Annotated in this window: 12 protein-coding genes; 6 read left to right on the top strand and 6 right to left on the bottom strand. The window is 71.2% G+C overall.

The window, feature by feature from the left end:
- The first annotated feature begins 7 nt into the window (after nucleotides 1–7).
- Both IE273_RS14030 and IE273_RS14025 read left to right on the top strand, forming a co-directional pair.
- A complete protein-coding gene (locus IE273_RS14030; protein ID WP_189815498.1) occupies nucleotides 8–1,363 on the top strand; it encodes an ABC transporter permease in 1,356 nt (451 codons plus the stop codon).
- 10 nt (nucleotides 1,364–1,373) lie between these two features.
- Nucleotides 1,374–2,213 (top strand): carbohydrate ABC transporter permease, encoded by an 840-nt coding sequence (locus IE273_RS14025; protein ID WP_189815497.1) that lies wholly within the window; start codon nucleotides 1,374–1,376, stop codon nucleotides 2,211–2,213.
- A 47-nt stretch (nucleotides 2,214–2,260) separates the two neighbouring features.
- On the opposite strand, the gene pgl is transcribed toward IE273_RS14025, so the two are convergent.
- Genes pgl through tkt form a run of 5 tightly spaced genes read right to left on the bottom strand, consistent with a single transcriptional unit; the run spans nucleotide 2,261 to nucleotide 8,922 of the window.
- Nucleotides 2,261–3,043 (bottom strand): 6-phosphogluconolactonase, encoded by a 783-nt coding sequence (gene pgl, locus IE273_RS14020; protein WP_189815496.1) that lies wholly within the window; start codon nucleotides 3,041–3,043, stop codon nucleotides 2,261–2,263.
- Nucleotides 3,040–4,146, bottom strand: a complete 1,107-nt coding sequence (gene opcA / locus IE273_RS14015; RefSeq protein WP_189815495.1) for a glucose-6-phosphate dehydrogenase assembly protein OpcA — start codon at nucleotides 4,144–4,146, stop codon at nucleotides 3,040–3,042. The genes pgl and opcA overlap by 4 nt, the downstream gene beginning before the upstream one ends.
- A complete protein-coding gene (gene zwf, locus IE273_RS14010) occupies nucleotides 4,143–5,681 on the bottom strand; it encodes a glucose-6-phosphate dehydrogenase (RefSeq protein WP_189815494.1) in 1,539 nt (512 codons plus the stop codon). The genes opcA and zwf overlap by 4 nt, the downstream gene beginning before the upstream one ends.
- Before the next feature lies 1 nt (nucleotide 5,682).
- Entirely contained in the window at nucleotides 5,683–6,801 is a 1,119-nt protein-coding gene (tal, locus tag IE273_RS14005; RefSeq protein ID WP_189815493.1) for a transaldolase, read from the bottom strand.
- Nucleotides 6,802–6,834: 33 nt separating this feature from the next.
- Nucleotides 6,835–8,922: a transketolase gene (gene tkt / locus IE273_RS14000; protein ID WP_189815492.1), complete on the bottom strand. Its 2,088-nt coding sequence runs from the start codon at nucleotides 8,920–8,922 to the stop codon at nucleotides 6,835–6,837.
- 363 nt (nucleotides 8,923–9,285) lie between these two features.
- Between tkt and IE273_RS13995 the strand changes: the two genes are divergently transcribed.
- The 4 genes from IE273_RS13995 (at nucleotide 9,286) to IE273_RS13980 (ending at nucleotide 12,700) form a co-directional block, all read left to right on the top strand.
- Nucleotides 9,286–10,290 (top strand): heme o synthase, encoded by a 1,005-nt coding sequence (locus IE273_RS13995; RefSeq protein WP_229887225.1) that lies wholly within the window; start codon nucleotides 9,286–9,288, stop codon nucleotides 10,288–10,290.
- Nucleotides 10,291–10,359: 69 nt separating this feature from the next.
- Entirely contained in the window at nucleotides 10,360–10,680 is a 321-nt protein-coding gene (locus tag IE273_RS13990) for a hypothetical protein (protein WP_014671988.1), read from the top strand.
- Between the two features lie 151 nt (nucleotides 10,681–10,831).
- Entirely contained in the window at nucleotides 10,832–11,938 is a 1,107-nt protein-coding gene (locus IE273_RS13985; protein ID WP_189815491.1) for an amidohydrolase family protein, read from the top strand.
- A gap of 18 nt (nucleotides 11,939–11,956) precedes the next feature.
- The gene (locus tag IE273_RS13980; RefSeq protein ID WP_189815490.1) at nucleotides 11,957–12,700 is read left to right on the top strand and encodes a nucleotidyltransferase domain-containing protein; all 744 of its coding nucleotides are present in this window, start codon (nucleotides 11,957–11,959) and stop codon (nucleotides 12,698–12,700) included.
- A 1-nt stretch (nucleotide 12,701) separates the two neighbouring features.
- Here the strand turns inward: IE273_RS13980 and IE273_RS13975 are convergent, their stop codons facing one another.
- Nucleotides 12,702–13,712: a COX15/CtaA family protein gene (locus tag IE273_RS13975; protein ID WP_189815489.1), complete on the bottom strand. Its 1,011-nt coding sequence runs from the start codon at nucleotides 13,710–13,712 to the stop codon at nucleotides 12,702–12,704.
- Between the last annotated feature and the right edge of the window lie 17 nt (nucleotides 13,713–13,729).

The following is a 13,729-nucleotide window of genomic DNA, read 5'->3' as shown; positions in this document are numbered from 1 at the left end:
GCACACCATGACCGCCCCCACCGTCGTGAAACAGCAGGCGGACCCGCGTCCCGCCGCCGGCCCGGCGCCCGCGCGCCGCGGCCGGCGCCGCACCCGGCTGATCGCCCTGCTCTTCGTCCTCCCCGCGCTGCTCCTGCTCGGCGCGCTCGTCGTCTATCCGGTGCTGTTCTCCGTCGGCCGCAGCTTCTTCGACGCCTCCGGCACCCGGTTCGTCGGCGGCGACAACTACACCGAGATGTTCCGCGACCCGGCCACGCTGAAGGCCATCCGCAACACCACCATCTGGGTCGTCGTCGCCCCCGCCCTGCTCACCGGCCTCGGCCTGATCCTCGCCGTCCTGGTGGAGAAGGTCCGCTGGGCGACGGCCTTCAAGCTGCTCCTCTTCATGCCGATGGCGGTGTCCTTCCTCGCCGCCGGCATCATCTTCCGCCTCGCCTACGACGAGGACCCGGACAAGGGCGTGCTCAACGCGGGCGTCGTCTCCGTCCACGACGCCTTCCAGGGCACGTCGACCTACCCGACGGCCCGTGGCCGCACCGGAGTGCTCACCCAGGACCGGGACGGCTCCTACCGTACGACCGCCTCGGCGGGCGACACCGTGACGCTGCCGATGGTGGGCGTGCTGCCCAAGGACCTGCCCGGCGACGCCTCGCCCGCCCGTACGGCGGCGGCGCGGAAGGCCGCGCCCGGCGAACTGCGCGGTGTCGTCTACCTGGACTTCACCCCCGGCGGGGGAGGTAGGCAGGGCAAGGTCGACGCCAAGGAGAGCGGCCTGCCCGGGATGAAGGTGGAGGCGGTGCGCGACGGCGAGACGGTCGCGAGCGCGACCACCGCCGCCGACGGCTCCTTCCGCTTCTCCGGGCTCACGGCGGGCCCGTACACGGTGAAGCTCCCCGAGTCGAACTTCGCCCCGCCCTACCAGGGCGTCTCCTGGCTCGGCCCGACCCTCGTCACCCCCGCGATCATCGGCGCCTACCTGTGGATCTGGACCGGTTTCGCGATGGTCCTGATCGGCGCGGGCCTCTCCACGCTCCCGCGGGACGCGCTGGAGGCCGCCCGGATGGACGGGGCCAACGAGTGGCAGATCTTCCGCCGGATCACCGTCCCGCTGCTCGCGCCCGTGCTCACCGTGGTCTTCGTGACCCTGGTGATCAACGTGATGAAGGTCTTCGACCTCGTCTACATCATCGCGCCCGGCCCGGTGCAGGAGGACGCCACCGTCCTCGCCACCCAGATGTGGCTGGTGTCCTTCGGTGGCGGCAACGACCAGGGTCTCGGCAGCGCCCTCGGCGTGCTCCTGCTGCTCCTGGTGATCCCCGCGATGGTCTTCAACGTCCGCCGCTTCCGCAACAGTCAACGATGAGGAGTCAGCGATGAACGCGATCAGGCGCGGCCTGGGCAGTGGCCTGGTGCAGGCCTTCCTGGTGGTCATCGGCCTGGTCTGGCTGACCCCGCTGGCCGGCCTGTTCCTGTCCTCCCTGCGCTCGGCCCAGGACACGGCGAAGGGCGGCTGGTGGACGGCGCTGGCCGGCCCCGGCCAGCTGTCCTTCGACAACTACTCGGCGCTGCTGAAGAACGCGGGCATCAGCCAGGCCTTCTGGAACACCGTGCTGATCTCGGTGCCGGCCACCACGCTGGTCGTCGTGATCGCGGCCCTCGCCGGATACGCCTTCGCCTGGCTGGACTTCCCGCTGCGGGAGCCCCTCTTCCTGCTGGTGGTGGCCCTGTTGGTGGTGCCGGTGCAGATCGGCCTGCTGCCCGTCGCCAAACTCTTCGGCGCGCTGGGCCTGTTCGGCACGATCCCCGGCGTCGTCCTCTTCCACGTCGCCTACGGTCTGCCCTTCGCCGTCTTCCTGCTGCGGAACTACTTCGCGGAGATGCCGAAGGAGATGCTGGAGGCGGCACGGATGGACGGCGGCGGCGAATGGCGCATCTTCACGCGTCTGGTCCTGCCGGTGGGCCGCCCGGCCATCGCCTCGCTCGCCATCTTCCAGTTCCTGTGGGTCTGGAACGACATGCTGGTCGCCCTGCTGTTCGCGGACAGCTCGTCACAGCCGCTGACCGTGGAACTCCAGTCGCAGATCCGCCAGTTCGGCAGCAACATCGACGTGCTCGCCCCGGGCGCGTTCCTGTCCCTGATCGTGCCGGTGGTGGTGTTCTTCGCGTTCCAGCGGCACTTCGTGCAGGGCGTGATGGCCGGGTCGGTGAAATAGCGGCGGCGGGGGCCGGAACCCCCGCCGCGGCTACACCGGCATGTGCGTCAGGCGGACGCCGGCGGATACAGCGACCTCGGCAGCTGCGAAGCCGCCGCCGAGTCCAGCAGCCACAGCGTGCGCGAACGGCCGTACGCGCCCGCCGCCGGCGCCTGGATCTCGCCCGCGCCGGACAGGGCGATGGCCACGGCCTCCGCCTTGTCCTCGCCGGCCGCGAGGAGCCAGACCTCGCGGGCCGCGCGGATCGCCGGGAGGGTGAGGGAGATCCGGGTGGGCGGCGGCTTGGGGGCGCCGTGGACGCCGACCACCGTGCGCTCGGTCTCCCGGACCGCGGGCAGCTCCGGGAAGAGCGACGCCACGTGGGTGTCCGGGCCGACGCCCAGCATCAGGACGTCGAAGGTGGGCACCGCGCCGTGGTTCTCCGGACCGGCCGCCTTCGCCAGCTCCGCCGCGTACGCCTCCGCCGCCGCCTCCACGTCCGCGCCGTGCGGGCCGTCGGAGGCGGGCATGGCGTGCACGCGCTCCGGGTCCACCGGCACGGAGTCCAGCAGCGCCTCGCGGGCCTGCGTGACATTGCGCTCGGGGTCGCCCTCGGGGAGGTAGCGCTCGTCGCCCCACCACAGGTCGAGGCGGCCCCAGTCGATGGCGTCCCGGGCGGGAGCCGCCGCCAACGCGGCCAGCAGACCGTTGCCGTTGCGCCCGCCGGTGAGGACCACGGACGCGGTGCCCCGGGAGGCCTGCGCGTCCACGATCTTCGTGATCAGGCGGGCCGCGGCGGCCTGCGCCATCAGTTCCTTGTCGTGGTGGACGACCAGCTGCGGAGTGCTCACTTCGCCGTCGCCTTCCTCGCCGGTGCCTTCTTCGCCGGTGCCTTCTTCGCGGTCTTGGCCGCCGCCTTCTTCGCGGGGGCCTTGGCCGCTTCCTCGACCGGTTCCGGTACGGCGACCGGCTCGGCGGCGGACCCGGCGCCCGCATCCCCGGCCGGCGCCTCGGACGCCTGCCGCGGCACCGTGTTCAGCCGGTCCACGCCGTAGCGCAGCGCCGACGCGTAGGTGTCGTCCGGGTCCAGCCGGCGCAGCTCCTCCGCGATCAGCTCGGCGGTGTCCCGTCGCTTCAGCGCCACCGCGCGGGCCGGCTGGCCCTCGATGGACAGCGTGGCCAGCGAGCCGTCGGCCCGGTCCAGCACGATCGGGCCGCAGTCGGTGTCCATGCGGACGGCCGTGAGCCCCGGACCGGACGACAGCGAGCGCTTCACCGGTACGTCCAGCCGGTCCGCGAGCCACATCGCCAGCAGCTCGCAGCTCGGGTTGAACTCCTCGCCCTCCACCTCGACGGCCTTCACCTCGCAGGTGACCTGGTCGAGCGCCGCCGCGAGCATGGAGCGCCACGGCGTGATCCTCGTCCAGGACAGGTCGGTGTCGCCCGGCGTGTAGGCCTCGGCGCGGGCCGACAGCTCCCGCACCGGCTCCTCGGCCGTGTAGGTGTCGGTGACCCGGCGCTGGGCGAGCGCGCCGAGCGGGTCCTTCGCCGGGTCGAGCGGGGCGTTCACCGGCCACCACACGACGACGGGCGCGTCCGGCAGCAGCAGCGGCAGGACCACCGAGTCGGCGTGGTCCGCGGCCTCGCCGTACAGACGCAGGACGACCGTCTCGCCGGTGCCCGCCTCCGCGCCCACCCGCACCTCGGCGTCCAGACGCGAGGACGTGCGGTCGCGCAGGGAGCGGGAGACCCGCTTGATGACCACCAGCGTGCGCGAGGGGTGCTCGCGCGAGGCGTCGTTGGCGGCCTTCAGGGCGTCGTAGGCGTTCTCCTCGTCGGTGACGAGGACGAGGGTCAGCACCATGCCGACGGCGGGCGTGCCGATGGCGCGGCGGCCCCGCACGAGCGCCTTGTTGATCGCTCCGGCGGTGGTGTCGGTCAGGTCTATCTTCATGGCCGGCGCCAGCTCCGTCCGTCTCGTGCGAGCATCTCGTCCGCCTCCACGGGACCCCAGGTGCCCGACTTGTACTGCGCGGGCCTGCCGTGCGTGTCCCAGTACTCCTCGACCGGGTCGAGGATCTTCCAGGACAGCTCGACCTCCTCCGTGCGCGGGAAGAGGTTGGCGTCGCCGAGCAGCACGTCCAGGATGAGCCGCTCGTACGCCTCCGGGCTGGACTCCGTGAACGACTCGCCGTAGGCGAAGTCCATGGAGACGTCCCGGATCTCCATCGAGGTGCCCGGCACCTTGGAGCCGAAGCGGACGGTGACGCCCTCGTCGGGCTGGACGCGGATGACGATCGCGTTCTGGCCCAGCTCCTCGGTCGCCGTCGTGTCGAACGGCGAGTGCGGGGCCCGCTGGAAGACGACCGCGATCTCGGTGACCCGGCGGCCGAGGCGCTTGCCGGTGCGCAGGTAGAAGGGGACGCCCGCCCAGCGGCGGTTGTCGATCTCCAGCTTGACCGCGGCGTAGGTGTCGGTCTTCGACTTCGGGTCGATGCCCTCCTCTTCGAGGTAGCCGATGACCTTCTCACCGCCCTGCCAGCCCGCCGCGTACTGCCCGCGCACGGTGTCGGCGCCCAGGTCCTTCGGCAGCCGGACGGCGCCGAGCACCTTCTCCTTCTCCGCGGCCAGCGCGTCCGCGCCGAAGGAGGCGGGCTCCTCCATGGCCGTGAGGGCCATGAGCTGGAGCAGATGGTTCTGGATGACGTCCCGGGCGGCGCCGATGCCGTCGTAGTAGCCGGCCCGGCCGCCGATGCCGATGTCCTCGGCCATGGTGATCTGGACGTGGTCCACGAAGGACCGGTTCCAGATCGGCTCGAACATCTGGTTGGCGAAGCGCAGGGCCAGGATGTTCTGGACGGTCTCCTTGCCGAGGTAGTGGTCGATCCGGAAGACCTGCTCCGGCTCGAACACCTCGTGCACGACCTTGTTCAGCTCCTCGGCCGACTCCAGGTCGTGCCCGAACGGCTTCTCGATGACCGCTCGCCGCCAGGAACCGCCGGTCTGGTCGGCCAGACCGTGCTTCTTCAGCTGCTGGATGACCACCGGGAAGGAGCGCGGCGGCACGGACAGGTAGAAGGCGAAGTTGCCGCCCGTGCCCTGTGCCTTGTCCAGCTCGTCGATGGTGGCGCGCAGCCGCTCGAATGCCTCGTCGTCGTCGAAGGTGCCCTGGACGAAGCGCATCCCCTGGATGAGCTGCTGCCAGACCTCCTCGCGGAACGGAGTACGCGAGTGCTCCTTGACCGCGTCGTGGACGACCTCGGCGAAGTCCTCGTGCTCCCAGTCGCGGCGGGCGAAGCCCACCAGCGAGAAGCCCGGCGGCAGCAGACCCCGGTTGGCGAGGTCGTACACCGCGGGCATCAGCTTCTTGCGCGACAGGTCGCCGGTGACGCCGAAGATGACCAGGCCCGACGGCCCCGCGATACGCGGGAGCCGTCGGTCGGCCGGGTCACGAAGCGGGTTCGCTCCGGAACCGGAAACGGGTGACAAGTCAGTCCTCCGAAGGGGCGAGGCGCTCAAGCTCCGCCTGGGTGGACTTCAGCAGGTCGGTCCAGGACGCCTCGAACTTCTCGACGCCCTCGTCCTCCAGCACCTGCACGACGTCGTCGTACGAGATGCCGAGCTTCTCCAGCGCGTCGAGGTCGGCACGCGCCTGCTCGTAGGTCCCGGAGATGGCGTCGCCGGTGATCTCACCGTGGTCCTCGGTGGCCTCCAGCGTGGCCTCCGGCATGGTGTTGACCGTGTTCGGGGCGACCAGCTCGGTGACGTACAGGGTGTCCTGGTACGCCGGGTCCTTCACGCCGGTCGACGCCCACAGCGGACGCTGCTTGTTGGCGCCCGCGTTCTCCAGCGCGCTCCACCGGTCCGAGGAGAAGACCTCCTCGTACGCCTGGTAGGCGAGACGCGCGTTGGCGACGGCGGCCTTGCCGCGCAGCGCCTTGGCCTCGTCGGTGCCGATGCCGTCCAGCCGCTTGTCGATCTCGGTGTCCACGCGGGACACGAAGAAGGACGCCACGGAGTGGATCTTCGACAGGTCGAGACCCCGCTCCTTCGCCTTCTCCAGGCCGGTCAGGTACGCGTCCATGACCTTGCGGTAGCGCTCCAGGGAGAAGATCAGCGTGACGTTGACGCTGATGCCGAGGCCGATCGTCTCGGCGATCGCCGGCAGACCCGCCTGGGTGGCCGGGATCTTGATCAGGGTGTTGGGGCGGTCCACCAGCCAGGCCAGCTGCTTGGCCTCGGCGACGGTCGCCTTGGTGTTGTGCGCCAGGCGCGGGTCGACCTCGATGGAGACCCGGCCGTCCTGGCCGTTCGTCGCGTCGAAGACCGGCCGCAGGATGTCGGCGGCGTCGCGGACGTCCGCCGTCGTGATCATGCGGATGGCCTCTTCGACGGTGACCTTGCGGGCGGCGAGGTCCGACAGCTGCTGGTCGTAGCCGTCGCCCTGGGAGATCGCCTTCTGGAAGATCGTCGGGTTGGTGGTGACGCCCACGACGTGCTGCTGGTCGATCAGCTCGGCGAGATTGCCGGAGGTGATCCGCTTGCGCGACAGGTCGTCCAGCCAGATCGCGACGCCTTCGTCGGAGAGGCGCTTGAGTGCGTCTGTCATGGAATTACATCTCCTACGTGTCGTATATGAGCGTCAGCGCTGAGCGTCGGCGAGGGATTCCCGCGCCTTCGCGGCCACGTTCTCGGCGGTGAAGCCGAACTCCCGGAAGAGCACCTTGCCGTCGGCGGAAGCACCGAAGTGCTCCAGGGAAACGATGCGGCCGGCATCCCCCACGTACTTGTGCCAGGTGAGACCGATGCCCGCCTCGACCGACACCCGGGCCTTCACGGACGGCGGCAGCACGGAGTCCCGGTACCCCTGGTCCTGCTGCTCGAACCACTCGACGGACGGCATCGAGACGACACGCGTGGGTACGCCCTCGGCCTGGAGCTGCTCACGTGCCTCGACGGCCACGTGCACCTCGGAACCGGTGGCGATCAGGATGACCTGCGGCTCGCCGCCGTCGGCCTCGAACAGCACGTAGCCGCCCTTGGCCGCGTCCTCGTTCGGCTCGTACACCGGCACGCCCTGACGGGTGAGCGCGAGGCCGTGCGGCTGGCCCTTGCCGAACTCCTTGGTCCAGCGCCTGAGGATCTCGCGCCAGGCGATGGCGGTCTCGTTGGCGTCCGCCGGGCGCACGATGTTCAGACCCGGGATCGCGCGCAGCGAGGCCAGGTGCTCGACCGGCTGGTGGGTGGGGCCGTCCTCGCCGAGGCCGATGGAGTCGTGCGTCCACACGAACGTCACCGGCAGGTGCATCAGGGCCGACAGGCGCACCGCGTTGCGCATGTAGTCGGAGAAGACGAGGAAGGTACCGCCGTAGACCCGGGTGTTGCCGTGCAGCGTGATGCCGTTCAGCTCCGCGCCCATCGAGTGCTCGCGGATGCCGAAGTGGATCGTGCGGCCGTACGGGTTGGCCTCGGGCAGCGGGTTGCCCTCGGGCAGGAACGAGCTGTCCTTGTCGATGGTGGTGTTGTTCGACCCGGCGAGGTCGGCGGAGCCGCCCCACAGCTCGGGGATCACCGCGCCGAGCGCCTGGAGCACCTTGCCGGACGCGGCACGCGTCGCGACGCCCTTGCCGGGCTCGAAGACCGGGAGCTTCTCCTCCCAGCCGGTGGGCAGCTCGCCCTTGCTGATCCGGTCGAACTCGGCGGCCCGCTCCGGGTTGGCCTCGCGCCACTCCTGGAGGGACTTCTCCCACCCGGACTTCGCCTCGGCGCCGCGCTCCAGCGCCTTGCGGGTGTGGGCGATGACCTCGTCGGTGACCTCGAACGACTTCTCCGGGTCGAAGCCGAGGACGCGCTTGGTGGCCGCGACCTCGTCCTCGCCCAGCGCCGAGCCGTGCGCGGCCTCGGTGTTCTGGGCGTTCGGGGCCGGCCAGGCGATGATGGAGCGCATCGCGATGAAGGACGGCCGGTCCGTGACCCGCTTCGCCTCCTGGATCGCGGCGAAGATCGCCTGCGGGTCCAGGTCGCCGGTCTCCTTGGCCTCCACGCGCTGCACGTGCCAGCCGTAGGCCTCGTACCGCTTGACGGTGTCCTCGGAGACGGCCGTCTCGGTGTCGCCCTCGATCGAGATGTGGTTGTCGTCCCACAGCAGGATCAGGTTGCCGAGCTTCTGGTGGCCGGCCAGCGAGGACGCCTCGGCGGAGATGCCCTCCTGGAGGCAGCCGTCACCGGCGATGCAGTAGATGAAGTGGTCGAAGGGGGACTCGCCGGCCGGGGCCTCCGGGTCGAACAGACCGCGCTCGTAGCGGGCGGCCATCGCCATGCCCACCGCGTTGGCGACACCCTGGCCCAGCGGGCCCGTGGTGGTCTCGACGCCCTTGGTGTGCCCGTACTCCGGATGGCCGGGGGTCTTGGAGCCCCACGTCCTGAACGACTTCAGATCGTCCAGCTCCAGGCCGAAGCCGGCCAGGTAGAGCTGGGTGTAGAGGGTCAGGGACGAGTGTCCGGCGGACAGCACGAAGCGGTCGCGACCGACCCACTCCGGGTCCGCGGGGTCGTGCCGCATCACCTTCTGGAAGAGGGTGTAGGCGGCCGGGGCCAGGCTCATCGCCGTACCGGGATGGCCGTTGCCGACCTTCTGTACGGCGTCTGCGGCCAGGACACGGGCGGTGTCCACGGCCCGCTGGTCCAGCTCGGTCCACTCAAGGTCTGTGGTGGTCGGCTTGGTGCTCACCCTGGGTCAGGGCTCCTCTCCACATGTCGGTCGCCGGTCGTCGGGGCATGCGCCCACCCGGCCGCCGACGGGCTTGTCGCCCGCCGGCCGCTGTCGAGCCTACCCCCGTAAGGACGTGCGTTTTTTCGAGTGTTTCCAGACTGCCGGGAGTCCGTGCGATCCGCCTCCCGACCGGCCGGGAACGGCATTTGGCACATGAATACGGCGCCGGTCATCTGAGCGCTCAATCGAGTGCGGGGACCCCTCTTATGGGACGTGCGTCAACACGACCCCACCCCCGCGAAGGGCGGGGTATGGGCAACGTCTAAAGTGGCGTGGTACGCGCGAGCCTTTACCGGGACTTCATACGGGGGGCTTGCTGGGATGTCTCTGTCAGGGGTGTGCGTGACGGCCGTCGAATCCCGTCCTGGGGGCACCTCCCAGGCCCTTAAGGCGCTGGGGGAGGGTGCGCTCGGGGCTGCGAGCCAAGGCCCGGTTCATCGGCCGTTCGGAGCCCGTGTCAAGGCTTTCGTGGCGCTGACCAAGCCGCGGATCATCGAGCTGCTGCTCATCACCACCGTTCCGGTGATGTTCCTGGCGCAGCAGGGCGTGCCCGACCTCAAGCTGGTCCTGCTCACCTGCGTCGGCGGCTATCTGTCGGCGGGCGGCGCCAACGCGCTGAACATGTACATCGACCGGGACATCGACGCCCTGATGGACCGCACCTCGCAGCGGCCCCTGGTGACGGGCATGGTCAGCCCGCCCGAGTGCCTGGTCTTCGGCATCACCCTCGCGGTGGTCTCGACGCTGCTGTTCGGCCTCACCGTCAACTGGCTGAGCGCCTGGCTCTCGCTCGGGGCGCTCCTCTTCTACGTCGTCGTCTACACGATGCTCCTCAAGCGGCGTACGGCGCAGAACATCGTGTGGGGCGGCATCGCGGGCTGCATGCCCGTGCTCATCGGCTGGTCGGCCGTGACGAACTCGCTCTCCTGGGCGCCGGTCATCCTGTTCCTGGTCATCTTCTTCTGGACCCCGCCGCACTACTGGCCGCTGTCCATGAAGGTGAAGGACGACTACGCCCGCGTGGGCGTGCCGATGCTGCCGGTCGTCGCCTCCAACAAGGTCGTGGCCCGGCAGATCGTCATCTACAGCTGGGTCATGGTCGCCGTCTCCCTGCTCCTCACCCCCCTCGGCTACACCGGCTGGTTCTACACGGCCGTCGCGCTGGCCGCCGGCGGCTGGTGGCTGTGGGAGGCGCACGCGCTCCAGAACCGGGCCAAGGCCGAGGTCACGGGCGCGAAGCTGAAGGAGATGCGGCTGTTCCACTGGTCGATCACCTATGTGTCGCTGCTGTTCGTGGCGATCGCGGTGGACCCGTTCCTGCGCTGAGACACGGCGGGCGCAGGTCACAGAGCCCTGACCTCGCCAGCTGACCTACCCGTCGGTAGCATCCTGGTCATGGCAGACACGCAGCAGGTTGACGCGAGGGCCGAGCGCAAGGTGGCCAGGCTCGCCCGGGAGATCAGCGCCTTCTCCAAGGCCCACGGCGGCGCCGAGGGCCAGGTGGCCCACATCGGTGAACGCGGCGCCCGCATCGTCCTCGTCGGCGAGGACGGCGGCTGGGGCGACCTGGTGGCTCCCACGTACGAGATCGCCGAGAAGGCCGTCGAGAAGGCGGGCATCACGGTCCACGAGTCCTTCGACGGCGAGTTCGCCGCGAAGGTGCGGACGGGCCCGTACGAGTGGAAGCGGATGGCCGGTATCCAGATCGGCGGCTAGCTGTACAGCTAGCGCCGGTGGCGCCCGTGGCGGAGCCGCACACAGACGCGGCGCCGCGTTCCTGCGGGTCGGCTGCCGCCACCTGAACCCCGGATCACCCGTTAGGACGTGTGAGGCAGCACAGCGCGCCCACGTCCCACGGGGAGCCGGAATGATCGAAACGCCGTCCCTCGTGGACCAGTACTGCCACGGCGTACTGCGGACGGAACTGGGCCTCGGCACCTTCGAGGCCCAGCTGTCCCGCACCGAGGGACCCCCGGCCCCGGGCACCACCCTCTTCGACACGCAGACCGGCTTCGCCGTACGGCGCTGGTGCCCGCCCCTGCTCGGCCTCGAACCGCACTGCCCGCCCGCCCGCTACCTGGCCCGGCGCCGCGAACTGGGCGTCCTGGAGTCGGGCCGCAGACTGCTGCGCGGCAGCGGCATCACGACGTACCTGGTCGACACGGGGCTGCCCGGCGACCTCACCGGCCCCGCCGAACTGGCCTCCGCGGCGGCGGCCCAGGCCCGCGAGATCATCCGGCTCGAACCGCTCGCGGAGCAGGTCGCCGACACCTCCGGCACCGTCGAGTGCTTCCTCGCCAACCTCGCCGAGTCGGTGCACGGAGCCGCGGCCACCGCCGTCGCCTTCGCCTCCGTCGCGGGCCTCAGACACGGCCTGGCCCTCGCGCCCGAGCCGCCGGGACCGGGGGAGGTGCGGGGCGCGGCGGGCCGCTGGCTGGCCGGACGGCGCGTCGGCGGGGCGCTCACCGACCCCGTCCTGCTCCGGCACCTGCTGTGGATCGCCGTCGCCTCGGGCCTGCCCCTGCAACTGCACGCGGGCCTCGGCGAGCCCGGCTCCCGCATCGACCGCACGGACCCGGTGCTGCTCACCGACTTCGTCCGGGCCACCGCCGGCCTCGGCACCGACCTGATCCTGCTGCACGGCTATCCGTACCACCGCCACGCCGCCCACCTGGCCGGTGTCTTCCCGCACGTCTACGCCGACTCCGGCGCCGCGCTGGTCCGCACCGGCGCCCGGGCGGCCACGGTCCTCGCCGAGATCCTGGAACTGGCCCCCTTCGGCAAGATCCTCTTCTCCACCGGCGCGCGGGGCCTGCCGGAACTGCACGTCGTCGGCGCCCGCCTCTTCCGGGAGGCGCTGGGCCGCGTGCTCGGCAACTGGGTCGCCGAAGGCGCCTGGTCCCCGGAGGACGCCCGGCGGGTGGCGAAGATGATCGCGGCGGGCAACGCGCGACGGGTGTACGGACTGGGGTGAGCCGTCCAGACTGAGCGGATGACGACCGCGTCCCTGCTCGACGGGTTCCTGCACGCCCTGCTGCCCCTGCGGCCCCGCGCCGTCTGGGCGCACGGCTCACTGGCCGGCGGCGACTACCAGGAGGGCCGCAGCGACCTCGACCTGATCGCCGTCCTGCCGGGCCCGCTGACCCTGGGGACCGTACGACGGCTCGTGGCCCTGCACCGCGGGCGGCGCGGGGAACCCCTCGCGGCGAAGCTCCATTGCAGCTACCTCACACCGGCCACCCTGCACGACGCGGACCGCTCGCACCTCACCTGGGCACACGAACGGGTGACGCGCCGCCCGGTCACCCCCGTCACCCGGCGCGAGCTGCACGCCTTCGGACGCGTGCTGTACGGCGAGGCCCCGGCGGCGCTGCTCCCGCCGGTGCCGGACGGGCAGCTGGCCGACTTCGTCGTACGCGACCAGCGCGACTACTGGCGGCCGGCGGTGGACAAGGCCCGGCTGTGGCGGCAGGACATCTGGGTCGACCTGGGCCTGCTGACCTTCGCCCGGGCGACCGTGACCCTGCGCGAGGGCCGGCTGATCTCCAAGCGGGAGGCCCTGGCGGAGCTCGCGGCGCTGGGCGCTCCGGCGGAGGTCGTCGAGGATGTCATCCGCCGCCGCTACGCCGTCCCGGCCCCCGCCCCGGCCCCGGCCGACTGGCCCACCCGCCGGGCCGGGCTGACCCGCGCCTATCTGGGGCCGGCGATCGACGCCCTCGTCACCACGTACGGATGACTCAGGCGCGGGTGCCGACCGGCACCTCGGCCGCCGGGCCCGGCAGGTCCAGGGCGGCCTCCGGGCGCTCGCGCAGCGACAGCAGGACGCGCAGGGTGGCGATCCAGATCAGGCACGAGCCGAGCATGTGCAGGGCGACGAGGACCTCGGGCAGGTGCGTGAAGTACTGCACGTAACCGATCACGCCCTGGGCCAGCAGCACGACGAACAGCTCGCGGGTCCGGGCCAGGGGGCCCTTCGGCGCGTCGACCGCCTTCAGGACGAACCACAGGGCGAACGTCAGCGTCACCACGATCCACGCGAGCACCGCGTGCAGTTTGGCGACCGTCTCCCAGTCGATCGGGATGCGGGCGACCTCGCTGGAGTCGCCGGCGTGCGGCCCGGCCCCGGTCACCACCGTGCCGACCGCGATGAGCAGCACGGACGCCAGTACCAGGAACCACACGAGCTGCCGCACCGCCTGGCCGACCAGCGGACGCGGCGCCCCGTCGCCCTCCCGCGCGCGCTCCCACATCACCGTGGCGATGGCGATCAGGGCGGTGGAGAGCAGGAAGTGCGCGGCGACGGTGTACGGGTTGAGGCCGACCAGGACGACGATGCCGCCGAGCACGGCATTGCCCATGACCACCCAGAACTGGGCCCAGCCCAGCCGGGTCAGGCCGCGCCGCCACGGCTTCTGGGCCCGGGCGGCGATGATCGCCCAGCCGACGGCCGCGCACAGCACGTACGTCAGCATGCGGTTGCCGAACTCGATGACCCCGTGGAAGCCCATGGCCCGGGTGGTGGTCAGGGAGTCGTCGGTGCAGGTGGGCCAGGTCGGGCAGCCGAGGCCCGAGCCGGTCAGGCGGACGGCGCCGCCGGTCACGACGATCACCACCGACATCACGAGCGCGGCGAGCGCCGCCCGCCGGACGGTCCGGGGGTCCGGGGTCCAGCGGTCGGCGATGAAGGCGAGCGGGTTGCGCAGGGCGGCTTCGACGTCGGCGCGGTTCAGCTTTGGCACGCGCACCATCGTAGGCCGCCGCTTGT

Source organism: Streptomyces olivaceoviridis, assembly GCF_014650115.1.
Classification (GTDB): domain Bacteria; phylum Actinomycetota; class Actinomycetes; order Streptomycetales; family Streptomycetaceae; genus Streptomyces; species Streptomyces olivaceoviridis.
Note: the sequence above shows the minus strand (reverse complement) of the source record. Positions and strands in the feature narration are given on the sequence as shown.

What these genes read in the sequence shown, in the direction of transcription:
- tal (WP_189815493.1), bottom strand. Translation starts at nt 6,801, where the DNA reads ATGACAGACGCACTCAAGCGCCTCTCCGACGAAGGCGTCGCGATCTGG.
- IE273_RS13995 (WP_229887225.1), top strand. Translation starts at nt 9,286, where the DNA reads ATGTCTCTGTCAGGGGTGTGCGTGACGGCCGTCGAATCCCGTCCTGGG.
- IE273_RS13975 (WP_189815489.1), bottom strand. Translation starts at nt 13,712, where the DNA reads ATGGTGCGCGTGCCAAAGCTGAACCGCGCCGACGTCGAAGCCGCCCTG.
- IE273_RS13980 (WP_189815490.1), top strand. Translation starts at nt 11,957, where the DNA reads ATGACGACCGCGTCCCTGCTCGACGGGTTCCTGCACGCCCTGCTGCCC.
- opcA (WP_189815495.1), bottom strand. Translation starts at nt 4,146, where the DNA reads ATGAAGATAGACCTGACCGACACCACCGCCGGAGCGATCAACAAGGCG.
- IE273_RS14025 (WP_189815497.1), top strand. Translation starts at nt 1,374, where the DNA reads ATGAACGCGATCAGGCGCGGCCTGGGCAGTGGCCTGGTGCAGGCCTTC.
- IE273_RS14030 (WP_189815498.1), top strand. Translation starts at nt 8, where the DNA reads ATGACCGCCCCCACCGTCGTGAAACAGCAGGCGGACCCGCGTCCCGCC.
- IE273_RS13990 (WP_014671988.1), top strand. Translation starts at nt 10,360, where the DNA reads ATGGCAGACACGCAGCAGGTTGACGCGAGGGCCGAGCGCAAGGTGGCC.
- IE273_RS13985 (WP_189815491.1), top strand. Translation starts at nt 10,832, where the DNA reads ATGATCGAAACGCCGTCCCTCGTGGACCAGTACTGCCACGGCGTACTG.